Genomic DNA, 22,536 nt, shown 5'->3' with positions numbered 1-22,536 from the left:
TTGAGCGGCAAATCTTTTTTCAACGGGGCATCCATGTCCCAGCCCTCCAGCGTGTAGAAAGGAAAAGTTGAAACTGCATTCATCTGATGATTCGCTCCATTCATAACGAATTCCACACCCGCTGCAATCTGACAAAACTTTCCGATAATCAGCTTGTCACCGTTCCATTCATAAATATGAGTCACATGACTTTCAAAATCGGAATCTGCAATATAAGTAAAATCACCAACGATAATGTTTGGATTCTTAAGAGTGGGTTTTACATAAATCTCTTTGTCATAACCAGCTATAGGATGAATTGTCATTGGGTTTGGTATCTTGCCGTCTTTCATTCTGAAACCTCAATTCAATTATAACAGAAAAGCCCCCCAAAGCACTGTATAAATCCCCGATTAATGCTAAAATGCCCGCAAAGGAAATGTTATGGAAATCAGCAAAAAAGATATGAATGTCCTGCTCAAAGCCCAGCAGGGAGAACTGGATACCGTTCTCATGTATAATGCTCTGGCCGAAGATGCAAAAATCCAGAAGGACAAAGACACCTTCCGTCAACTTGCAAAGGAAGAAGGCCACCATGCATCAGTTTTTCATAAGCTGACTCAAACAGAACTTACTCCAAAGCACACAAAAGAAATTCTCCTTCCCCTACTCTACCGCATCTTCCCAAGATGGATTTTATATCCCGCAATTGCACAGGGTGAATATGCTGCCGTAAAAACTTATGAACCGGTAGCCGAAAAGTTCCCGGAAGTTGAAAGCGTAAAAAATGACGAAAAACGTCACGGGGATACGGTGAACGGATTATTAAATAAAGAGTAGATTATGAAAAGTTTGGATTTATAAAAAGAAGGGATAACATAAAGCATGAGTAGTCGTTATGATGACATTATAAACACCCAATGGCCCCAGCCTTCCCTTAGGGAAAAAATGCCCTTAAAAGACCGGGCTAAAATCTTTATGCCTTTTGCAGCTTTAAAGGGCTTTGAAGAACTTATAGAAAAAACTGCAAAAGAACATGAAGAGACTTCTAAAAAATCTTACGGATCTGAGACAGACGCTCAAGTGCCTGATTAAGGGTTTCTTCCTTTTTTGCAAAGTGAAGCCTTACATACCTGTTTTCTTTTTCCTTAAAAAAGCTTGAACCAGGAACAGCCCCTACTCCAACCTTGCGGGCCAGGTCTTCTGCAAATTCCAGATCTGATTCATAACCAAATTCACTTATATCGATTAGGACATAATAAGCACCCTGAGGTTCAGTGTGAATAAGACCAATATCATCCAGGCCCTTAAGAAAGAGATTACGCTTTGCAGTGTATTTTTCCTGCAGCTGTTTGTAATAATCATCACCAAACTTTAATCCGGCAACAGCTGCTTCCTGTAATGGGGCAGCAGCTCCTACCGTTAAAAAGTCATGAACTTTCTTTATGCGCTCAGTAATTTCCGGATTAGCCTGAGTATATCCAAGCCTCCATCCTGTAATTGAATAGGTCTTTGAAAGTGAATTACAGGTTATGGTTCTATCCTTCATCCCTGGTAATGCTGCCATATATGTATGCACATTTGGTTTATAAAGAATGTGTTCGTAAACTTCATCAGTGATTACAAAGGCATCATATTTTTTAGCAAGGTCTGCAATAATCAGAAGTTCTTCTTTTGTAAAAACCTTACCACATGGATTAGATGGATTGCAGACAATAATTGCCTTAACCTTCTGCCTGAATGCATCTTCCAGAACTTCAGGGTCAAAAGAAAATTCCGGAGGAAGAAGAGGAACGTAAATCGGATCTGCACCGCTTAAAATTGTGTCAGCTCCATAATTTTCGTAAAAAGGAGAAAATACAATTACCTTGTCACCAGGATTTGTTACGCTCATCATTGCTGCCATCATGGCTTCTGTACTGCCGCAGGTAACAACAAGTTCCCCGTTAGGGTCTGCTTTTACTCCCGAAAAGTGATAAATTTTTTCTGCAAGTGCTTCCCTAAAATTCTGTGCACCCCAGGTTATGGCATATTGATGAAAATCTTCTTTAGTTACTTCTGCAAGTCTCTTTAAGATTTCTGCAGGAGGTTCAAAATCAGGGAATCCCTGAGAAAGATTTACGGCTCCATATTGATTTGAAATCCTGGTCATGCGACGGATAACACTGTCTGTAAACACCGATGTTCTGCTGGAAAGTTCAGGCATTAAAGGCCTCCTGTTTTTTAATCATTTTTTTCTTGTAAATAAAAGACGGCATACATTTTTACCATCTGCAATAGTTCCGTCAAGCTTAAAACTTAAACATGGAAAAGCTTTTGCAAACTCATGGTCACCTTCCATTGTTATATCACAGAGTCTGGCGATTTCTTCAGGACTTCTGCCCTGCTTTTTCCATTCTTCCACATAAGGACAGTAATGAAAATGAATCTCCAGCTTGTCATCTGTTTTTTCTACAGTTTCCATTTCATAAATATCCCTGTTGTGGTCACTGCCAAACAAAGAAGCAAACTCTTTAAAGTCATCAGGATTTTTCATGGAAGAACGCATTCCTTCTGCATTGTCCCTTCCATACTTTCCTATTGCTTCCCTGGCAAAGCCTTCATCAAGGCCGTGACTTTTTGCACTGTCTACCATGTTTGCAATAGTTGCTGCCCTTCTCTGGCTGATTTCCCTCATTCCGTCAACACCGTAATTTCTAATAGTAGGTTTGTTGTTTTCAAATGCCATAGTATTCTCCTTACACATAAACTAAATATAGTATTCTGAATAATCATTCAGCAGGCTTCTTAAAAAGCGTATGGTCCTCTGGTCTTCAGGCTTATCAAGAACTTCCTTAGGACTACCTGACTCTACAATCTTTCCGTCTTCCATATAGACAACTGTGTCTGCCACATCCTTTGCAAATCTTATTTCGTGGGTAACAACAATCATTGTTATTCCGCTTGCTGCTACATCACGCATAGTTGCAAGAACACCTCCTACAAGTTCAGGGTCCAGGGCAGAAGTAGGTTCATCAAAAAGAATTACCTTTGGTTCCAGTGCTAAAGCCCGGCATATCCCTACCCTCTGTTGCTGTCCGCCGGATAACTGACATGGATAGGAATCAGCCTTATCCAGAAGATTCACTTTCTCAAGAAGTTTAAGGGCCTTTTCTTTTGCCACATCTTTTTTAATTTTCTGAACTACAGTCATGCCGTCAGTTATATTCTGCAGCACAGTTCTGTTCTGAAAGAGATTATAATTCTGAAAAACCATACCGGTCTTTCTTCTTAACTTAAGAACATCCTTTCCGGAATAAGAAGCAGCATCAACCGTCACTCCGTCAATACTTATAGTTCCTCCGTCTGCCGGGTTTAAAAAATTTAATGTTCTTAAAAAAGTAGTTTTTCCTGAGCCGGAAGGTCCAAGGATTACAAGAACTTCACCTTCTTTTACAGAAAGACTTACTCCATCAAGAATTGTTTTTCCTTCTATAGTTTTTCTTATATCTTTTGTTTCAAGTACATATCCCATCTGCCCTCCTCAGGCTGCAAGAACCTTTTTCTGATAACGGTTCATCTCTCTGCTGCTTTTTTTAATTATTTTTTCTGCAGCAATACAGACAATCCAGTAAATACCTGCGGCTACAAGATAACCTTCAAGGATTGCATAGTTTTCTGCAGTAGATGCCTTGGCTACAGAAAGCATTTCAAAAACATTTACAACAGAAGCAAGGCTTGTTGCCTTTAAGAGCCACATAAAATAATTACCCAGTCCCGGTAAAGAAATTGCAAAGGCCTGTGGAACTACAATATGAATCATTCCCTGCCAGGATGTCATTCCCACAGCGTAAGAAGCCTCCAGCTGTCCCCTCCCTACAGCTCTATAGGAAGAAAGAAGAAGATCAGTGATATATGCTCCGTAGTTGAATGAAAATGCCACAACTGCAAAAGCAAAATAAGAAGGATTTCTTGGGTCATAATGCCAGCCCATAAAACCATCTGCCATTTCCATAAGATATGGAATTGCGTAATAGCAAAAGAGCAGCTGTACAAGAAGAGGCACTCCCTTTAAAAATGTATTAAAAAAAAGAACCACTTTATTAAGGATAAAAACCTTTCTTATAAGAATTATTCCGGACAGCAGAGCAAGAAGCAGAGCAAAAAACAGTGACAAAAAAGTAAGGCCTAAAGTCACAGGTAATGCTTTTGCCACCACAGGAATAATAGAAAACATAAAAGCGTAATCAAGATTCATTTAACAGCCACCTCATATTTACTAAAATGACGGGTAGCCCTGTTAAAGATGTACTCAATCAAAGTAGTAAGTAAAAAATAGATTACTGCTGCTGCAAGTAATACCCATATCTGACCATATCCCCTGTGAACGGAAATAATCTTGCTGGCCCTTCCCATAATATCTACAAGACCAATTACGTAAGCAACTGCACTCCCCTTAAGAAGATCAATTTCAAGATTCTTAAGATTAGGCAGGGCAATTTTTACAGTCAAAGGAACCGTGACCTTAAAAAAACACTCAAATCTGCTGTAACCAATTGAATAACCGGCATCAATCTGATCTTTATCAATTGCCTGATAAGCTCCCCTTAATACTTCAGAAACAAATGAAGAAAAATTTGCCGTAGTTGCAACAACGTAAAAAAATCCTGCATCCCAGGCATTAATATTTACACCAAAAATGGCAAATAATTCCGGCAGACCAAAAAAGACAATATACAGCTGCACAAGTCCCGGAGTTCCCCTAAAAAAAGAAACAAAAAGGGACACAGCATAATAAAGAATGTTCTTTTTGCCTGTACGAACAATGCAGATTAATGTCCCGATAATCCAGGAAATTATAGTTGGAACAATCAGGTAAAAAATTGTTACCGGAATAAATTCTGCCAGAGAAGGAAAAGACGTAATAAAAAGTTCATGCCCGCGCCACATAAATTTTCCTCCTAAAATACTTATAAAAAAAGTCCGTCCTCCCTTTTTCAAAGAAGAACGGACTTGAGGAAACTAAAAATCAGTCTTTCTTTAATCCGATTCTCTTTGCAACTTCAAAGTTGTCTTCGCCAAAGTATTTAACTGTAAGCTGTCCAAGGGTTCCATCTGCAGTCAGTTCTTCAAGAGCCTTGTTAATTGCCTGCTGGAATTCCTTTCTGTCTTTGTTAATAAGGAAAACCGTGTCACGACCGTCTACCCTTTCTGTAATTTTAAGGTCTGTATACTTTGCTTCCTTAAGGATTGCATTTGCCTGTTCAGCAGAAAGGTAAGCTGCATCAAAAACTCCGTCTTCTACGCTGGCAATTTCATCTGCCATTGATCCGGAAGAAGCCAGTGGTTTAAACTCAAGCTTTACATCCTTATGAAGGGCAATCCAGTCCTGTAATGCAACAGCACGTCCGTCAGTTGCCACGATGGAAGAAACAGCTTTACCGTTCATATCTTCAAGATTCTTAATTCCACTGTTTGCCTTAACAACAAGGTTCATAAAGAAGTAGTTGTAAGGTGCAGAAACAAGAAAAGCTTTTTCTCTTGCTGGTGTTCTGAATTTGCATCCTGCATCCAGGTCATATTTTCCTGTCCTTACACCTGCAAGGGCTGTTTCATAATCAAGAACCTGATAATTGAATTTCCAGCCTGGAAGTTTCTTTTCAATTGCCTTAAGAACTTCGTATTCGTATCCTGCAGGATTTCCATTTTCATCTTCGTAAGTATATGGAGCATTCTGGGATTCAAGAATAATTTCTACTGTCTTTGAATTCTTTTCACTTTTGCTACATGAAAGAAATAAAGCCATAAGGGATACTGCCACTGCTGTAATTTTAATACCTGTAATCTTTGTCATAATCATTCTCCTTGTAAAAAGAATTAAATACTGTAATCAATGTGTCTTTCATCAATTACACGCTTTGACTTATGTTCAGACCTGGTGTTAAGACCTCCATCAGGATGAACTACAACTCTTGCCGGTTTTACACCAATGCGGGCTTTAAGAGCAGCAGAAACTTTTTCTGCAAGAGCCTCGTCTGTCTCTGTATTTCCGGCTGCCTTTTCTACTTCTACTGCATATTTGCAAGTAAAATCTTTTTCAAAAATACGAATCAGATATTCACCAGTAACTTCTTTAAGTTCATGAATAACTGCTTCAATATCACTAGGGAAAACATTTACCGCACTTACGATAAACATATCATCAAGACGTCCCTGAATATGAATACGACCGTGAGTTCTTCCACACTTACAAGGTGTGTAATCAATGCGGCCGATATCTCCTGTTCTAAAGCGAATAAGAGGGCGGGCATGCTTTCTCAAAGTAGTAAATACAAGTTCACCAGTTTCTCCAGGTGGTAAAATCTCTCCTGTATGAATATCCCTTGTCTCTACAAGAATATGGTTTTCTGCAATATGAAGTCCGTCTTTTGCTTCACACATAGCAGCACATGCACCAAAAATATCTGACAGACCATAAAAGTCAAATACTTCTGCACCCCACAGGTCTTCGATTGCCTTACGGGTAGAATCAATTGAACCACCGGCTTCTCCGGCAACAATTATCTTTTTAATGCTGAAGTCTTTTTTAGGATCATAACCGGCCTTTATTGCCTTTTCTCCCAGCTGCCATGCATAACTTGGACTTGTCCAGATAACAGTTGGCTGGTATGTCTTAAGGATAAAAAGAAGGCGTTCACTTGGAAGTGTTCCTCCCCAGATACAAAGGGCACCAAGATTCTGAGCACCGATTACATCCGGTCCTCCAACATACAAAGAAAAGTTGAGGGCATGAACATAACGGTCATTCTTTCTCATTCCGATCTGATAGAACCAGCGGCTTTCTGTATCCTGGAATTCATCAAAATCCTGTTTTGTAAAAGGTGACATTGTTGGTACACCTGTTGAACCAGAAGATGTAGAAACAAAAACAACATCTTCTTCAGGAACAGCTGCAAGCTCTCCAAGGAATGAACCTACTCCCTGAGTATCGCGCTGGGTCTTTTTGTTAATAAATGGGAACTTCTGAATATCCTTTAAAGTCTTAATGTCAGAAGGCTTTACTCCAGCTTCATCAAATGAACGCTTGTAATAAGGAGCATGGTCGTAAGCAAACTGTACGATCTCCTTTAAATCCCTAAGCTGCTGAGCTTCAAGCTCTTCTCTTGGCATAGTTTCTATTTCTTTATTCCAGTATTTTCCATCTGCTGTTGACATAATTATCCTCCAGAAACACAGCTCCCCACAGTCTTTAAATAAATATTCCAGACTGAATTCTGCTGTGAAAAAAATTAGTTTAATGAATCTTCAAAAATTAAAAATAAAGGTGAGTCAGCAACAGACACGCATTCGTCCAAATCGAAAATTTGCTCTGACGAGTTTTTCAAAATACAAAGCCATTTCTCTACCTCCGAATGCATTTATAAATTAGTTTTCCTATGGTTTTAATAGGTATTTACTTTATATACTTTTTCTCACTTTGTTGTCAATAACTTTTAAAATTATTTTTTCAGCTTCCAGTTATTAAGTATATAAGCCCACTTTTTATCACGACCCTCTGCAATCAGCTTTATATCATCGTCCGTCAAATGACGGAATCTGGTCTGCCTTTTAAGATAGTCTTCCACAGAAGAAAATTCCTCAGGTTTATGATTAAGGGTAAATTCACCATTTTCATATTCAGCAAGATACCATAAGCCTGTATCAACAATTTCTTTTGCCAGGTCTATAGTCTGATCAGTTTTTACACCCCAGCCTGTAGGACAGGGTGCTATAACATGAATGAATCTTGTTCCATGAATTTTAGAAGCTTTTTCTACTTTGTTAATGAAATCCTGAAGATAGCCTACAGTAGCAGTAGCTGCATAAGGAATGTCATGGGCTGCTATAATTTCAAAAACATTTTTCTTAGGGCGAATATTTCCACGAATATTTTTTCCCGCAGGAGTAGTTGTTGTCCTGGCTCCAAAAGGAGTAAGGGAACTTTTCTGAATACCTGTATTCATGTAAGCTTCGTTGTCATAACAGATATAAAGTACGTCATCATTACGGTCAATTGCTCCGGATAAAGCCTGAATGCCTATGTCAGCAGTTCCACCATCACCGGCAAAACCTACAACCTGAACATCATTAATTCCCTTTGCCCTTAAACCTGCATGAATACCTGTCATCATGCTTGCAGTACCTGCAAAAGTAGAGATTATGGCATTGTTAGAAAAACAAAGCTGAGGATAATTAAAACCTACTGCACTCATACAACCTGCAGGAAGTACAGCCACAGTTTTTTCTCCAAGAACCTTCAGTGCAATTCTTACAGCTAAACTTCCGCCACAACCGGCACAGGCTTTGTGACCATAAAAATATTCTTCTTCATTAAGAGTCTTTGCTGTTATCACGGTTTACACCCCTTTTTCTGTTACGCCAATAAAAGAAACATCAGGAGTCTTTTCTCCCTCTGCAACTTTTTTAAGCTGAATAAAAATATTCTTTACTTCTTCAAGGCTGATATCCTTACCGCCAAGCCCGCCTATATAATTCTTTACAGCAAGGTCTGCATTATATTTCTTTAAAGCTGAGTTTACATTTGTATAAACAGTTCCCTCTGAACCAAAAGAAATATCCTTTTCCAGAACAGCAGCAGCTTTTTTACCATCAAGGGCAGCCGCTATTTCTTCAGAAGGGAATGGCCTCATGTATCTTATTCTTACAAGACCTGCCTTAAAGCCTTCCTGCCTTAAGTCATCAACAGCCTGACGAACAAGACCGCTTATGGAACCTAATGTGACAATTACAAAATCAGCATCTTCTGCCCTGTAACTTTCTGTAAGTCCTGTATAGCTTCTTCCAAAAATCTTTTCAAATTTTTCTTCCGCTTCCTTAACAACTTCCCTTACATTAAGCATTCCAAGGTGTTCCTTTACCTTAAAGTAAGTATTGGTATCCGGACCTGCAGAAAAAGCCATATTTTTTGGATGAGTAAAATCAAATTTATTATCAGTTGTAAAAGGAGGTAAAAATTCATCAGCCTCCTTCTGTTCAGGAACATCTACAACTTCATAAGTATGAGTAAGAACAAAGCCGTCCAGGTTAACCATAAATGGAGTCTGAACTTTTTTGTGCTCAGCTATGTAATAACTCATAAGGGCCATATCTAAAGCTTCCTGACCATCAGCTGCATAAGACTGAATCCAGCCTGAATCCAGTAAGGCAAGGGAATCCCTCTGGTCCCCATAAATATTCCATGGAAGAGCTGTTGAGCGGCAGGCATTCATCATTACAATAGGGAACCTGCCTCCGCTGGCATAAACCAGACACTCAGCCATGTATAAAAGTCCCTGAGAAGAAGTAGCTGTAAAGGCTCTTGAACCTGCAGCACTTACACCAATAGCACAGGACAAGGCCGAATGTTCTGATTCAACGTGAATAAAATCACTGTTAAGGCTTCCGTCTTCTACAAATTCAGAAAGCTTTTCTACAACAACAGTTTGAGGCGTAATAGGATAAGCAGAAATTACATCCGGACGGGTAAGCCTGATTCCGTATGCAAAAGCTTCATCCCCTGAAAGAAATTTTTCTGCCATTATTTTTCTGCCTCCATAGTAATAGCATCAAACCTGCAGATTTTTTTACAGATTCCACAACCCTTACAAAAGTCATAATCAAGGGCAACCTTTCCGTCCTTTTTAAAAATTACTCCATCAGGACAATAGAGATAGCACTGGAGACATCCCCTGCATTTTTCTATATCGATAACAGGGCGGACATTTCTCCAGCCGGCATTTTTTGTTACAAGAAATCCTGCTTCATAACAGGTAGCTTCCGGTATCTGATCATAAGACACAGGATTTAATGTTCTTAAAGAAGGTTTCATTCCTCACCTCCAAAAACAGCATCAACTAATGCGGTATTTTTTGCCACCAGTTTTGCCGGCATATACAATTCTATTGCCTTCTGAATCTGCTCTTTAGAAACAAGGCCGCTTACCCGGGCAAGAAGTGAAAGCATTACAGTATTTGTTACAGGCATGGAAAGAATTTTCTGAGCAAGACTGTCACCATCAATTGTAACAATGTGGGACAATTCTTCCTGACTGTAATTATTGTCTCCAGAAAAATCCTTCCTGGTGTTTATAAAGATTTTTCCATCAGCCTTAATTTCATCAAAAGCCTTTGAAGAAAATAAAGTATCATCCAGAAAAACTACAAAATCAGCTTTTTTTATCTGACTTCTGTCACCAATGGAAGAATCACTCAGCTTTGTAAATGCCAGAATTGGAGCACCCCTGCGTTCAGGTCCAAAAGAAGGAAAAGCCAGAGCATGACTTTCCCTGCTTTTTACTGAATAGGCTGCCCCCAGGAGTTTGGCAGCAGTAAATGCTCCCTGACCTCCCCGACCATGCCATAATACTTCAATCACTTTGCCCTCCAGAAACTAGCGGCGGCTTATTTTGCTTACAAGAAGATCACCTAAAGTCTGAATTAACTGAACCAGAACAATAAGGATAACTACACAGACCATAAGAATTTCACTGCGGTAACGCTGATATCCGTAACGGTAGGCAAAGTCACCAAGTCCACCGCCACCTACAAGACCAGCCATTGCAGAAAATCCAAGTATGGAAATTGCAGTTACAGTAATATTTTTAACAAGAGAAGGCAGGGCTTCCGGCAAAAGTATCTTAAGAATAATCTTAAACTTACTTGCACCAGTAGACAAAAATGCCTCTACAACACCATTACTTACATCAGAAAAACTTGCCTCTGCAAGACGGGCAAGAAATGCAGTAGAAGCAATGGATAAAGGAACAACAACTGCTTCTGAACCAATCTTTGTTCCAACAACAAGTTTGGAAAGTGGCAGAAGAAGTACCATTAAAATCAAAAATGGTACTGAACGGATAATATTCAGTATTACACCAATCACCCTGTTCAGCGGTGTATTCTTTACGAACATGGGATTAGAAGTAACATAAAGAATAAGTCCTAAGATTGTTCCAAAAACAACTGCCGTAGCAAGGGCAATCGCTACCATATAAAATGTCTCATACAATGCGATAACTACTTCACCGCGAATACTTACAATACTTTCAATCATATTAAGCCACCACCTTCTCTAAGCGGAAAATTCTTGAAGCAAGCTCAAGCTTTACAGTCTCAATATTTGCCGCATCACCGGAGAAATTCACAAAGAGAATTCCCAGAGGTTTTGAACTGATATATTCAATTTTTCCATGAAGAATATTGAACCTGACATTATTCCTTGCTGTAATTTCAGAAAGAATACTTTCTGTAGCAGAGTCTCCCTTATAAACAAGCTTGATTATGTCCCCGTTTGTACTATTCCAGATTTCTTCAGGAACCTTAAAGTTCTGTTCATGCTCTAAAAGTTCCTTTGTAAAATCATTCTTAGGACTGGTGAAAACTTCGTAAACATCACCCTTTTCTACAACTTCGCCGTTTTTCATTACTACAACTTTATTGCAGATTGATTTAACAACATCCAGTTCATGAGTGATGATTACTACAGTTACACCAAGCTTTTCGTTAACATCCTTGATCAGCTTTAAAACTGATGCAGTGGTTTCTGCATCAAGAGCAGATGTAGGTTCATCACAAAGAAGAATCCTGGTATTGTTAGCAAGAGCCCTTGCAATTGCAACACGCTGTTTCTGACCGCCGGAAAGCTTTGCAGGATAAACAAATTTTTTATCACTAATCTTTACAAAGTCCAGAAGTTCATCAACACGTTTTTCTATGTCCTCTTTTTTCCAGCCGGCATCCTCAAGAGAAAAGGCAATGTTCTCATAAACAGTCTTGCTCTCTGCAAGGTTAAAATGCTGAAAAATCATTCCAATGCTTTTACGAAGTTCATGAAGTGCCTTATGCTTAAGAGCCTTAACTGCAACTCCGTTAACAATTACATCACCATCAGTAATTTTCTGAAGCTGATTTATCGTTCTGAGCAGAGTACTTTTGCCGGCACCACTGCCACCTACAATTCCAAAAATATCTCCATCTTCGATATCAAAAGAAGCATTTTTTACAGCATGAACTGTCTGTCTGCGTTCCTTGAAAGTTACATCTACATTTTTAAAACTAATCATGGATACCTCCATTTTTATTCAAGATAAGCAGCAGGTTTTCCAAATGCTGCATACTGTTTTTCCGGATCTTCAATTACCTTTCTGAATTCATCAGAGTGAACAATTGAATAAATCTCTTTTGCAAAATCCTTTTCCTTATCTTCAGTACGTACTGCGATAACATTAAAGTAACCAGGCAGAAGCTCTTCATTGTAAATAGCATCTGTAAGTCTTAAACCTGCACCGATTGCATAGTTACCGTTAATAATTGCAGCTCCTACACTGTCCAGAACATTTGGAAGAATTTCTGCACTAACTTCCTTAAAGGTAAAATGCTTTGGATTTTCAGAAAGGTCCTTTACAGTTGCCTTTGAAGGATCAGCAGAAGGATTGATTTTTACCACACCAGTCTGTGCAAGAACCCTGAGGGCACGGCTAAGGTTTGTATCATCATTAGGAATTGCAATTACTGCTCCATCAGGAAGCTTGTCTACTGACTTATATTTATCAGAGAAGATTCCCATTGCAGCAGTTGGAATTTCTGTCAGGTAAGTAAGATCCAGTTTATGGTCAGTAGAAAATTTCTTAAGATATGTTGAATGCTGGAACATATTTACATCAATGTCTTTTTCTGCAAGAGCATTGTTAGGCTGAACATAATCAGAGAACTCAATAATCTTAACCTTGTAACCCTTTTTCTCAAGCTGAGGCTGAATTGCTTCTACAAACATATCCCCGTAAGGACCAGCGCATACACCAACTTTAAGACCATCTTCCTTTTTGCAGGAAACCATTAATGCAGCAACAGCAGACAAAACTAAACCAAAACCTAAAATCTATTTCATGGATAAACTCCTTAATAAAAATAAAAAATAAAATAAGAATAACTGCACCTTTTAAGACCCCACAAAAAGGTACAGACAAAATTCCTCTAAAAACAATAATCCCAATGTTTTTGTAAAGTGAGGAAATAAAACTGTTAAATGAATTTAAATTGCAGGATTATAATGTGCCGACAGAAGAGGTACAGCACCAACAGCACATGACACCATTGCGGAAATTTTCTCTGACAAGTTTCTCAAAAAATATAATCATTCCTGTACCTCCATATAAGATGATTAAATATAACCTATATTTCCTATAATGTAAATAGGAAATATAGGTAAAAATAAAATTTATTCATACAGGTTTTTACTAAAATACCTGTCTCCCCTGTCCGGAAAAACAACAACAATATTTGCCTTTTCTTTTTTTTCAGCAAGTTCATAAGCAAGTTTTTTTGCAGCAGCAAAAGCAGCCCCGCTGGAACTTCCTGCAAAGATACCCTCATGACGGGCAAGATATCTGGATCCGCCAAAAGCATCACTGTCAGTTATTTTTATAACTTTATCTACAAGAGCCATGTCCATGGTTTTAGGAATAAAATCATTACCGATTCCTTCTATATTATAGTCACCATGACTTCCACCACCCATAGTTGACCCTTCAGGATCTGCAAGCACTCCCTTTATCCGGGCATTTTTTTCTTTAAGATAGCGGACAATTCCTGTATAGGTTCCACCACTTCCGGCTCCGGCTACAAAGTAATCAATTTTACCATCCAGATCCCTGTAAATTTCAGGGCCCGTAGTTTCGTAATGAGCTAAAGGATTTGCCTGATTAACAAACTGTTCAAGAGACAGGGCACCGTCTATCGCTGAACGAATCTCTTCTGCCTTTTTTGCAGCTCCCAGCATTCCCTCTTCCCTTGGAGTGTTTATAATCTCAGCACCAAGAGCCTTCATTAAAGTCTGTTTTTCCTGGCTGAATTTAAGAGGTACAACAAAAATAACCCTGTATCCTTTTTTAAGTGCGGCAAATGCAATTCCCAGCCCGGTATTTCCTGCTGTGCCTTCTACAATAGTTCCGCCTTTTTTAAGCAGACCCTTTCTTTCTGCATCCTCAACCATATAACGACCGGTTCTGTCTTTAACACTTCCGGAAGGATTATAAAGTTCCAGCTTTGCAAAAATATTTATTCCCTCAGGAATCTCAGAATCAGAAAGTTTTACAAGAGGTGTATTTCCTACAAGCTCCTGCATGGAATCATAATAATTCATTTTGCTGCTCCTATAGCCTGCTGTAAATCAGCAATCAGATCATCTGCATTTTCTATACCGATAGAAAGACGAATCAGTCCGTCAGTAATTCCAACCTTTTCCCTTATTTCACGGGGAATCGAAGCATGAGTCATGGAAGCAGGATGGCAGGCAAGACTTTCTACACCACCAAGACTTTCTGCAAGAGCAATCAGCCCAAGAGAAGAAAAGAATTTTTTGTAGTCATATTCTTCTTTAAGTTCAAAAGAAATCATGGCTCCACCATTCTTAGCCTGTCTCTTATTAATTTCATACCCCTGTGCACTATCAAGTCCAGGATAGTAAACTTTTTTTACTGCTGAATTTTTTTCAAGCCAGCGGGCAATCTTAAGGGCATTATTTGTATGGCGGTCAAGACGAACACCAAGAGTTTTAATTCCCCTGATTAAAAGGAATGAATCAAAAGGACCAAGAACTCCACCTGTAGCATTTTGAATAAAGGCAAGTCTGTCTGCCAGTTCTTTGTCATGTACAACTGCAAGACCTGCTACAAGATCACTGTGACCTCCAAGATATTTAGTAGCACTGTGAACAACAATATCGATTCCACTTTCAATAGGACGCTGAAGATATGGAGTCATAAAAGTGTTATCTACAATAGAAAGAATGCCATGCTTTTTTGCAATGTCTGCAACTCCCTTAAGATCAGTAACAGTTAAAAGAGGATTGGCAGGACTTTCTACAAGAATAGCCTTTACATCAGGAAGAATTTTTTTATCAAGTTCATCAAGATTTGTTGTATCTTCAATTGAATAGCTGATGCCGAAGTTCTTAAAAATCTTATCCAGCACGCGGAAAGTTCCACCATAAACATTGCTGGAGATTATGATTCTGTCTCCGCTTTTAAATAAAGAAATTACTGCAGTAAGGGCAGCCATTCCGGAAGCAAAAGCAAAACCATTTGTTCCACCTTCAAGTTCTGCAATCAAAGCTTCAAGAGCTGCACGGGTAGGATTACCTGTTCTTGAATATTCCCAGCCCTTGTTTTGGCCGATACCCTGCTGCTCATAAGTAGATGTCTGATAAATCGGAACATTTACAGCCCCTGTTGTCTCATCTCCATAAATTCCACCATGAATCAAAGCCGATTCAATACTTCTGTAATTTTTTTTACTCATAAAAATCTCCTCTATATTTTTTCTGCTACAATAAAATGTACGTTTTCATAAGCCTTAAGCCCGTCACTTCTTTCAGAAAAATAAACTTTCTGAATTACATCCGGTGCCTGATGCTTTTTTATCTTAAAACCATGCCTGCTTAAAGCTTCTTCAATTTCTTGAATTGAATAACCGTGAAGCATTGGTTCCCCAAGTTTTGCCGTAATGCGGGCAAGTTCCTTTACTCTTGATTCCGATTCCAGTCCTAAAGGAAAAGTTGTTTCATCAGGAAAATCAAAAACCAGCCTGCTGCCGGATTTTAAAAGACCGGAAAAGATTCCTATAGTTTCTGCAAAAACCTTAAGGGGCAGATAATAAGAAACCCCTGGTATTGCCACAAAGGACAAAAGCTCCTGATTAAAACCACCCTGAAGTAATTTTTCTTCCAGCCTGTCCCTTGAAAAATCCATAGGAATAAATGTAAGGCTGTCAGGAATTTTCCACTCCAGCTTTTTTATCCTTACCCTCTTGTATCTCTGGGAATCAGGATGATCCACTTCAAAAACATGAAGATTTTCATACTCATTCCTAAAGGCAAAAGAATCCATTCCGGCTCCACAAATTACATACTGTAATTTTTTACAGCTGTTTTCCTTAACAAAAGATTCCAGCTCATTTTCTGCAAAACAAATTCTCGACAGAGGAATAGGCAGAATATATTTATAAAGAGACTGCCTTATATTCTTATGACAAAACCATCTGTCTTCCTTTACTCTAGAAAGATCAAAGTTATTTTCTATAAGCTGCCCCATCTCTTCATATTCTTCCTTACCCATCAAATCAAAAGAAAGATAATCGTCAAAGATTTTTTCCCTGCAAAAGTTTGAATGAAAAGCCCTTGCAAAAGAACAAAGCTTGGCAGTTATACTTTCCTGATGTTCAACCATTTTTACCTCCTTACACATTTAAAAATAAAAAAACCGGCCCAAAATGAACCGGCAGAATACAAATAGATAATAAATAATTACCTGCACCCTGCCTGATAAGTGATACATGATTTACAGCAGGAAAGTGAGAAAACTGAAACTGAATAAATTGTATAAATTAAAGTCATATTAATATTATATTTCCTATAAAACCTATAGGGAATATAATATTAAAAATAAAATATGTCAACTACCGGTATTAACTAAAAAATCCCCTTTATTAAATTCCGCAAAAAAAAAGCTGTCCGACCTTAGCCAGACAGCTTTGCATTTTTAAGAAACCTCAAGTTCCCCGGTATAATCTGTAATTCCACCGATTTCTATAATATTTGTATACCCGTATTCATCTAACTTCTGCAGGGCAATTTTACTGCGGCGGCCTGCATAACAGTAAACGTATATTTTCTGATCCTTATTTTTTATTACAGCTGCGGCCTTTTCTTCTGTCATTGTTTCATTTGTTAAAAGTACAGCTCCAGGGATATGCCCCTTTGCAAATTCATCAGGGCGGCGGACATCCAGAAGAACAAAGTCCTTGTCCTCTGACATCATCTTTACCCCTTCTTTCATTGAAACAAATGTATGAATACTCACTTTTTTAAAACCTCTTTTATGTAAAAGTTTCTGTCCTCTTAAAAGGCAGCAATGTGTATAAAGCTTAAAACACTAATTGCATATAGACTTACTTACATTATAAAACAAGTATTATGGTTTTAAACTAATATAAAAAATGTTACAATACTTCATGCAGTATTCTTTAGTAAAAAAAGCAATTTTTGTAGAAAGACCAAATCGATTTATAGCCCATGTCCTCTTAAATGGCAAAAAAGAAACTGTACATGTTAAAAATACCGGCCGCTGTAAGGAGCTTCTTCTCCCGGAATCTACTATATATATAGAAGAAAGTTGCAATCCTTTAAGAAAAACAAAATACGACCTTATAGCCGTAGAAAAGGGAAAGCTGCTTATAAACATGGACAGCCAGGCTCCCAATAAAGTTGCTGCTGAATGGATTAAAGAAAATAAGGATTATTTTTACCAGCTCCAGCTTCTTAAATCTGAATATACCCTGGGAGATTCCCGTTTTGATTTTTATGCTGAATATAAGGACAAAGACGGAAGGCTGCACAAAAAACTTATAGAAGTTAAAGGCTGTACTTTAGAAAAAGACGGAATTGCCATGTTCCCGGATGCCCCTACCCTAAGGGGTCTTAAGCATGTAAAGGAATTAACTGCCCTTCATAAAGCAGGCAGTTATGAATGCATGATTCTTATTATTGTACAGATGAAGGGATGCAAATACTTTACCCCAAACCGGGACACCCATCCGGAATTTGCAGATGCCCTTCACCAGGCAAAAGAAGCCGGCCTTCAGGTAATAGCGGTAGAGTGCCAGGTAAAGCCGGATACTTTAATTGCTCAGGGCCAGATAGAAGTCCGGGTGTAAAAAACAATCTTCGCTTATAAAAAAAGAACCCGGTATAAAAACCAGGCCCTTCATTCATCCCCTGCCCTGCCCTGCCAAAAACTGCCCTTAAGCAAGACAGAATCATCTCATTGAAAAAAGTCTTTCACGTAAAATGTAAAGCTTATCCTTAAGCTGGCGGACTTGCTCAAGACTGCTCATTATTTTATGAGTCATATATGCGTCTACAAATATTCCGTCAAACATAAAATCTGCAAAAGTAACAAAACCATTCATCTGCATTCTGTAATCATCAGGAATATTAATCTGCCCCAGCTGACTTGCAAGCACATGAAGCAGGCGGTCTACTTCGTTCATATACTGACTGGCTTTACCCAGCTTATGGTGCTTAATCAGGTCTATAATAAAACCACCGCCAAAGATATCCAGAAAACTCCAGTTGCGGGCACTTTTAAACTGAGCCTCGGCTTCTTCTACAAGAGGAATTAGCTGATTTACAGTAGTCATTGCATTTGCTACGGCATAATTGTCCATGGACAGCTCCTTATTTTGAAATTTCTATAATACAGTCAGCACCGGCTTTAAGATGCTCATCCCGGATAATCTCTCCAATTTCATCAGCGGTAATTTTTCCGGAAAGTGGATTTTTTACACTGTCAATTTTTCCATTAACAGTAGCATTTACCGTAGAATTTTCAAAAGCAAGGTCGCAGTTTTCCATAGTGCAGTTTTCCAGAACAAGATTTTTGCAGTAACAGAAAGGCTGGGTTCCGATAATGCGGCAGTTAATGAATTTAAGGTTTTCTGAATACCAGGCAAGATATTCACCCTTAATAACTGAATCCCGGATTACCATATTCTTAGAATGCCAGAAAGCGTCCTTTGTATCAAAATTGCTGTCAGAGATTTCTATATTTTCGTCATACTGAAAAGAATACTTTCCTTTCATTTCCAGATTTTTGATTTTTGCGTCCTTAACTTCAAAGAAAGGATATTCAGAGCCAAGGATTTTTACGTTTTCTATGTTAAGCCCCTTTACCTTCCATATAAATTCAGGTGAATTAACGCTGCTGTTTTTAAGGGTAATATCTTCACACTCACGAAGGGCCTTAATTCCGTTAAGCTGACAGTTTTCTATGTGAATATTTTTGTCATACCAGAGGGCAGCACGGCAGTTTTCCGTAAGCTGGCAGCCGTAAATCTTTCCATTTGTTACATGCCAGAAAGGATAGCGGAGATTCATAAAACAGTCAGAGACTTCTATATTTTTTGTTTCCTTAAGAGCTGATTCACCATCTGCAGGACCGTCAAAGCGACAGTTTTTTACCTGAACATCTTTAAGTCCGTAAAGAGCCCTTTCTTCATCGTAAGTATTATTTTCGTAAATCATATACACCTCATTAAAATAAACTATAAAAGGCAAGCAATCAACACTGACAATATACCTTAAATAATTCAAATTGTATACAATTTATTTTACTTTTTCTCAATTATTTTTATCGGATTATCGGTCTCCCCTCCCCTGCCCTACCCTGCAATCAAGGAAGCTTCAATAAGGCAGGCTGAAGGCAGGTTGCTGGAACAAGCTGCTGGCCCCCCTGCTTTAAAATAAAAAAAAGTCCGGCAGGAAAACAAGGCACATCAAAATTCCTGCCGGACAATCTTTTTTAAATAGCCTCAAAATGAGTAAGATCTTTAATTACTTCACCTGCTATTATTAATCCACAAACTGAAGGAACAAAGGCATTGCTTCCAGGAGCCACTCCCCTGCCCTTCATTTCTGAATCTTCTTCCACCTTTATTTTAAGGGCACTTTCTGTTGAATAAACGCACTTAAGATGCTTTACTCTTCTGGCCTTAAGCTGATTCCGCATTGCCCTGGCTAAAGGACATACGGAAGTTTTATAAATATCTGCAACTTTAAACTGAAGGGGATCAACTTTATTACCCGCCCCCATGGAACTTATTACGGGAACACCGGCTGCCTGAGCCTTTACCACAAGTTCAACCTTTCCGCTTACAGTATCAATGCAGTCTACAACATAGTCATAAAGACTAAAATCAAATAAAGAAGATGTCTCCGGAGTAAAAAAAGTTTTGTGAACCTCTACCCTGCAGTCAGGATTTATATCCTTTATTCTTTCTGCCGCAACTTCTACCTTTGACCTTCCTATTGTTGAATGAAGGGCATAAAGCTGACGGTTAAGATTAGTAAGGGAATACTCATCGTTATCTACAAGATCAATGGCTCCAATACCGGAACGAACAAGAGCTTCTACAGTATAACTGCCTACCCCTCCTACACCAAAAACAATTACACGACATGACTGCAGCTTTTTAAGGCTGTCATCACCAAAAATAAGACGAGTTCTAGAAAACTGATCCAGCATTTCTATTCAATTTCCTTTACATAAAGGAAGCAAATCTGATCATCCGGAGAATATTCCTTTGCAGGAACAATTTCTACACTAAAACGAACATATCTGTCCTTAATTTTTCCTCTATAATAATGACAGAATGTTCTCTTTTTGTCTTTAAAAAATGAATCTAAATGTTCAGGACTAATCTTTTTCCTAAAGGCTTCTTTATCTTCCGGATGAACATGGTCACTGTCTGCAACAAAATTCATTCTTTCGTAAAAGCCCTTATATTCACCTACATCCTGAGTCAGGCATGAACTCGCATTTATTACTGTATAAGTATTACTTGTAAGGTTAATTCTGTATATGTTAACGTAAGTTCCGCAAAGCACATCAAAAGCTTCCTGAAGTTCCCGCTTATCTGTTCCGTGTTTAGCATAATAATCAGATTTTGCGCGGTACATGCGTTCGTCTGCAGTCTGAAGCAGCTGCTTAAATGAATAATCCGGAAATTCCCTGCAGGTTGCAAAACCACAGGAAACAGAAACCTTTACATTTTCATTCACTGTTCTTTTAAAACACTTTTCTTCAAAATCCTTCTTTATTGTTTCAAGAAGTTTTTCATCAGCAAAAAGAATTGCAAAAAATTCATCTCCACCTATTCTGTAAAGATGGCCATATGGACCAAAAGTTTCCTTCATACAGCGGGCTGCTGCTTTAAGATACTTGTCTCCTGTATCGTGTCCATAAGTATCATTTACATATTTAAGGCCGTTCAAATCCATCATTACAACAGTTAAATCTACATCAGACGGCATGCCGTTTTTAAACTTTTCAGTATCTTCCACAAAGGCACGCCTGTTAAAAAATCCGGTAAGTTCGTCTGTATTGGATTTAAGAATAAGGGTTCTTTCCTTTTCTTTTTCATCCTGAATCTTCTGAGTTGTAAAAAGCACCTTTACCGGTTCTTCATTTTCATTTTTTTCTACAAGAATAAAGGCTGCCCGCATCCAAATTTTGTTTATTGACAGCATCTCATGGGCAATATATTTTTTCCCCTTCATTCTTACAGGCAGGGTTTTAAAATCAGTAAAGGCAAGCACACCGTCAATATATTCTTCTGCAATAAGATGACTCATTGCATCCTTCATCTGATCATAGGCTTTGTTATTATATTTAACCCAGCTTCTGATTGAATCGCTGGAACTGTATTCAATTACAAAATCTTCTTTAAGATCAACAAGATGCATTGAATTATAAACACCAGAAATAGCATCCATAATAAAGAAGTCTTTGGCGTGCTCATCACGGATTCGTTCAATTTCTTTTCTATTTTTAACTTCAAAATCAATATCTACCAGGGAACCAAAAAAGCGTTCTGCACTTCCGTCTATTGCAAAGGTTGTAACACCGGCAATTCTAAACCAGTGGACTACATTGCTTTTTGTAAAAGCCCTGAATTTAAAATCAAATACTGTATTTTTAGATTTAAGTTTTCTTTTTAATTCCTGAATGAATGGAATGCGGTCTTCTACGTATATACACTTAAGAAAAGTTCCTAATTCATTAGAAAAATCTTCTTCCCCTGAATAATCCAGCAGTCTCCTGAAGGCGGCACTCCATAAACAGCGTTTAACCTTACCTCCAGGTGTCAAATCAAAATAAAAGATTCCGCCTCCAAGGGTTTCATAAATAACCCTAAAGACTGACGCTTCTATGTTATCAACCCTTCTCTTTACATTTCTGAATAAAATTACAAAGTTATTTTCATCATATTGAAGGGCCGTAGCTTCAAGATCTTCTATTCTGTTCTGAAGATTTATTCGCTGAAATCTATAGGAGAATTCTCCTTTTGTAAGAACCTTTTCCTTAACATTTTCAAAGCAAAGATTTTTTATGTAATCTTCCTTATCAACCTGAGAAATAAAATGTTCAGCAAAGAAAAGATTAATCTTATTATAGTCGTTGGTTCCAAGTTTAGAAAAAGTATAATCCGACATTCCATCATTTACCGAGATTGGAATAATACAGGCATCCGAGAAATTTACTAAATACGCAGAGTAAAAAGTCTTAAATAAGACTTTTAAATGTTCATCCAGACAAGTGGGTGTTTTCAATATAAAAATTCCTATACTATAAATGATAGCATAATTTTTTTCAGTTACAAGAATTTTGTTTATTTTTAATAATTTTTTTCTATAAAATACACTCAATATTGAAAAAATTAAATAATATTTACCACCCTATTTCTCTATTAAGGTAACAGTCTTGATAACACAACAGGCAAAAACTTAAGATTGAAGCCCTTTTTTACAGGTAACACTTTTGATAACATACCCTCTTTTACAGGCTGAATTTACCCTCTTTTTCCTTATTATGTATAAAAATTCATACAGGTAAAACCGCAGATACAGTGTAACAGTTTTGATAACACACTAGCCCTTATATAAAAGCCCCTGACAAGGAGGTAACACTTTTGATAACAAAAAGAC

Annotated in this window: 26 protein-coding genes; 3 read left to right on the top strand and 23 right to left on the bottom strand. The window is 38.1% G+C overall.

Annotated features, from left to right (window positions below; genetic code table 11):
• A partial coding sequence (locus tag K6D58_RS04405) for an LbetaH domain-containing protein (RefSeq protein ID WP_486389752.1) occupies positions 1 to 332 on the bottom strand: 332 nt, incomplete at its 3' end.
• A 91-nt stretch (positions 333 to 423) separates the two neighbouring features.
• Here K6D58_RS04405 and K6D58_RS04400 point away from each other — a divergent pair.
• Together K6D58_RS04400 and K6D58_RS04395 are read left to right on the top strand one after the other, a co-directional pair.
• A complete protein-coding gene (locus tag K6D58_RS04400; RefSeq protein ID WP_296828037.1) occupies positions 424 to 819 on the top strand; it encodes a ferritin family protein in 396 nt (131 codons plus the stop codon).
• 45 nt (positions 820 to 864) lie between these two features.
• Positions 865 to 1,074, top strand: coding sequence for a hypothetical protein (locus K6D58_RS04395; RefSeq protein ID WP_296828035.1), 210 nt, complete (start codon positions 865 to 867; stop codon positions 1,072 to 1,074).
• Here K6D58_RS04395 and K6D58_RS04390 read toward each other — a convergent pair.
• From K6D58_RS04390 to K6D58_RS04305, 18 genes are all read right to left on the bottom strand, one after another.
• Positions 1,028 to 2,185 (bottom strand): pyridoxal phosphate-dependent aminotransferase, encoded by a 1,158-nt coding sequence (locus K6D58_RS04390; protein ID WP_296828034.1) that lies wholly within the window; start codon positions 2,183 to 2,185, stop codon positions 1,028 to 1,030. The two genes, K6D58_RS04395 and K6D58_RS04390, sit on opposite strands and share 47 nt — an antisense overlap.
• A 21-nt stretch (positions 2,186 to 2,206) precedes the next feature.
• Positions 2,207 to 2,707, bottom strand: coding sequence for an L-2-amino-thiazoline-4-carboxylic acid hydrolase (locus K6D58_RS04385; RefSeq protein WP_296828032.1), 501 nt, complete (start codon positions 2,705 to 2,707; stop codon positions 2,207 to 2,209).
• 21 nt (positions 2,708 to 2,728) lie between these two features.
• The gene (locus K6D58_RS04380) at positions 2,729 to 3,493 is read right to left on the bottom strand and encodes an amino acid ABC transporter ATP-binding protein (RefSeq protein WP_296828029.1); all 765 of its coding nucleotides are present in this window, start codon (positions 3,491 to 3,493) and stop codon (positions 2,729 to 2,731) included.
• A 9-nt stretch (positions 3,494 to 3,502) separates the two neighbouring features.
• The gene (locus K6D58_RS04375; protein WP_296828027.1) at positions 3,503 to 4,216 is read right to left on the bottom strand and encodes an amino acid ABC transporter permease; all 714 of its coding nucleotides are present in this window, start codon (positions 4,214 to 4,216) and stop codon (positions 3,503 to 3,505) included.
• Positions 4,213 to 4,908, bottom strand: a complete 696-nt coding sequence (locus K6D58_RS04370) for an amino acid ABC transporter permease (RefSeq protein WP_296828025.1) — start codon at positions 4,906 to 4,908, stop codon at positions 4,213 to 4,215. Before K6D58_RS04370 ends, K6D58_RS04375 begins: the two co-directional genes overlap by 4 nt.
• Before the next feature lie 79 nt (positions 4,909 to 4,987).
• Positions 4,988 to 5,812: a transporter substrate-binding domain-containing protein gene (locus tag K6D58_RS04365; protein ID WP_296828022.1), complete on the bottom strand. Its 825-nt coding sequence runs from the start codon at positions 5,810 to 5,812 to the stop codon at positions 4,988 to 4,990.
• Positions 5,813 to 5,835: 23 nt separating this feature from the next.
• Entirely contained in the window at positions 5,836 to 7,173 is a 1,338-nt protein-coding gene (locus K6D58_RS04360) for a phenylacetate--CoA ligase family protein (RefSeq protein ID WP_296828019.1), read from the bottom strand.
• A gap of 284 nt (positions 7,174 to 7,457) precedes the next feature.
• Positions 7,458 to 8,351 carry a thiamine pyrophosphate-dependent enzyme gene (locus K6D58_RS04355; RefSeq protein WP_296828017.1) on the bottom strand — a complete coding sequence of 298 codons (894 nt, stop codon included), beginning with the start codon at positions 8,349 to 8,351 and terminating at the stop codon, positions 7,458 to 7,460.
• 3 nt (positions 8,352 to 8,354) lie between these two features.
• Positions 8,355 to 9,536, bottom strand: coding sequence for a transketolase C-terminal domain-containing protein (locus K6D58_RS04350; RefSeq protein WP_296828015.1), 1,182 nt, complete (start codon positions 9,534 to 9,536; stop codon positions 8,355 to 8,357).
• Positions 9,536 to 9,826, bottom strand: coding sequence for a 4Fe-4S binding protein (locus K6D58_RS04345; RefSeq protein ID WP_296828013.1), 291 nt, complete (start codon positions 9,824 to 9,826; stop codon positions 9,536 to 9,538). The genes K6D58_RS04350 and K6D58_RS04345 overlap by 1 nt, the downstream gene beginning before the upstream one ends.
• Entirely contained in the window at positions 9,823 to 10,371 is a 549-nt protein-coding gene (locus tag K6D58_RS04340; RefSeq protein ID WP_296828010.1) for a 2-oxoacid:acceptor oxidoreductase family protein, read from the bottom strand. The genes K6D58_RS04345 and K6D58_RS04340 overlap by 4 nt, the downstream gene beginning before the upstream one ends.
• A 15-nt stretch (positions 10,372 to 10,386) precedes the next feature.
• A complete protein-coding gene (locus K6D58_RS04335; protein WP_296828007.1) occupies positions 10,387 to 11,049 on the bottom strand; it encodes a methionine ABC transporter permease in 663 nt (220 codons plus the stop codon).
• A 1-nt stretch (position 11,050) separates the two neighbouring features.
• Positions 11,051 to 12,058, bottom strand: a complete 1,008-nt coding sequence (locus tag K6D58_RS04330; RefSeq protein ID WP_296828004.1) for a methionine ABC transporter ATP-binding protein — start codon at positions 12,056 to 12,058, stop codon at positions 11,051 to 11,053.
• A gap of 14 nt (positions 12,059 to 12,072) precedes the next feature.
• Positions 12,073 to 12,831: a MetQ/NlpA family ABC transporter substrate-binding protein gene (locus tag K6D58_RS04325; RefSeq protein WP_296828002.1), complete on the bottom strand. Its 759-nt coding sequence runs from the start codon at positions 12,829 to 12,831 to the stop codon at positions 12,073 to 12,075.
• A 381-nt stretch (positions 12,832 to 13,212) separates the two neighbouring features.
• Positions 13,213 to 14,136 carry a PLP-dependent cysteine synthase family protein gene (locus K6D58_RS04320; RefSeq protein WP_296827999.1) on the bottom strand — a complete coding sequence of 308 codons (924 nt, stop codon included), beginning with the start codon at positions 14,134 to 14,136 and terminating at the stop codon, positions 13,213 to 13,215.
• On the bottom strand, positions 14,133 to 15,293 hold the full coding sequence (locus tag K6D58_RS04315; RefSeq protein ID WP_296827997.1) for a trans-sulfuration enzyme family protein: 1,161 nt from the start codon (positions 15,291 to 15,293) through the stop codon (positions 14,133 to 14,135). Before K6D58_RS04315 ends, K6D58_RS04320 begins: the two co-directional genes overlap by 4 nt.
• An 11-nt stretch (positions 15,294 to 15,304) precedes the next feature.
• The gene (locus K6D58_RS04310) at positions 15,305 to 16,219 is read right to left on the bottom strand and encodes a class I SAM-dependent methyltransferase (RefSeq protein WP_296827995.1); all 915 of its coding nucleotides are present in this window, start codon (positions 16,217 to 16,219) and stop codon (positions 15,305 to 15,307) included.
• A 312-nt stretch (positions 16,220 to 16,531) separates the two neighbouring features.
• Positions 16,532 to 16,852, bottom strand: a complete 321-nt coding sequence (locus K6D58_RS04305; RefSeq protein ID WP_296827992.1) for a rhodanese-like domain-containing protein — start codon at positions 16,850 to 16,852, stop codon at positions 16,532 to 16,534.
• Between the two features lie 151 nt (positions 16,853 to 17,003).
• On the opposite strand from K6D58_RS04305, the gene sfsA reads away from it, so the two are divergent.
• Positions 17,004 to 17,705 carry a DNA/RNA nuclease SfsA gene (gene sfsA / locus K6D58_RS04300; RefSeq protein WP_296827990.1) on the top strand — a complete coding sequence of 234 codons (702 nt, stop codon included), beginning with the start codon at positions 17,004 to 17,006 and terminating at the stop codon, positions 17,703 to 17,705.
• A gap of 102 nt (positions 17,706 to 17,807) precedes the next feature.
• Here sfsA and K6D58_RS04295 read toward each other — a convergent pair whose 3' ends face one another.
• The 4 genes from K6D58_RS04295 to K6D58_RS04280 form a co-directional block, all read right to left on the bottom strand.
• The gene (locus K6D58_RS04295; protein WP_296827987.1) at positions 17,808 to 18,218 is read right to left on the bottom strand and encodes a hypothetical protein; all 411 of its coding nucleotides are present in this window, start codon (positions 18,216 to 18,218) and stop codon (positions 17,808 to 17,810) included.
• A gap of 10 nt (positions 18,219 to 18,228) precedes the next feature.
• A complete protein-coding gene (locus K6D58_RS04290; protein WP_296827985.1) occupies positions 18,229 to 19,074 on the bottom strand; it encodes a DUF3737 family protein in 846 nt (281 codons plus the stop codon).
• 277 nt (positions 19,075 to 19,351) lie between these two features.
• Positions 19,352 to 20,071 (bottom strand): tRNA threonylcarbamoyladenosine dehydratase, encoded by a 720-nt coding sequence (locus tag K6D58_RS04285; protein WP_486389753.1) that lies wholly within the window; start codon positions 20,069 to 20,071, stop codon positions 19,352 to 19,354.
• Between the two features lie 5 nt (positions 20,072 to 20,076).
• Entirely contained in the window at positions 20,077 to 22,044 is a 1,968-nt protein-coding gene (locus K6D58_RS04280; RefSeq protein ID WP_296827982.1) for a diguanylate cyclase, read from the bottom strand.
• Between the last annotated feature and the right edge of the window lie 492 nt (positions 22,045 to 22,536).

This window comes from Treponema sp. (assembly GCF_024696245.1).
In the GTDB taxonomy this organism is placed as follows: Bacteria; Spirochaetota; Spirochaetia; order Treponematales; family Treponemataceae; genus Treponema_D.
This window is presented reverse-complemented; position numbering and strand designations above follow the sequence as displayed.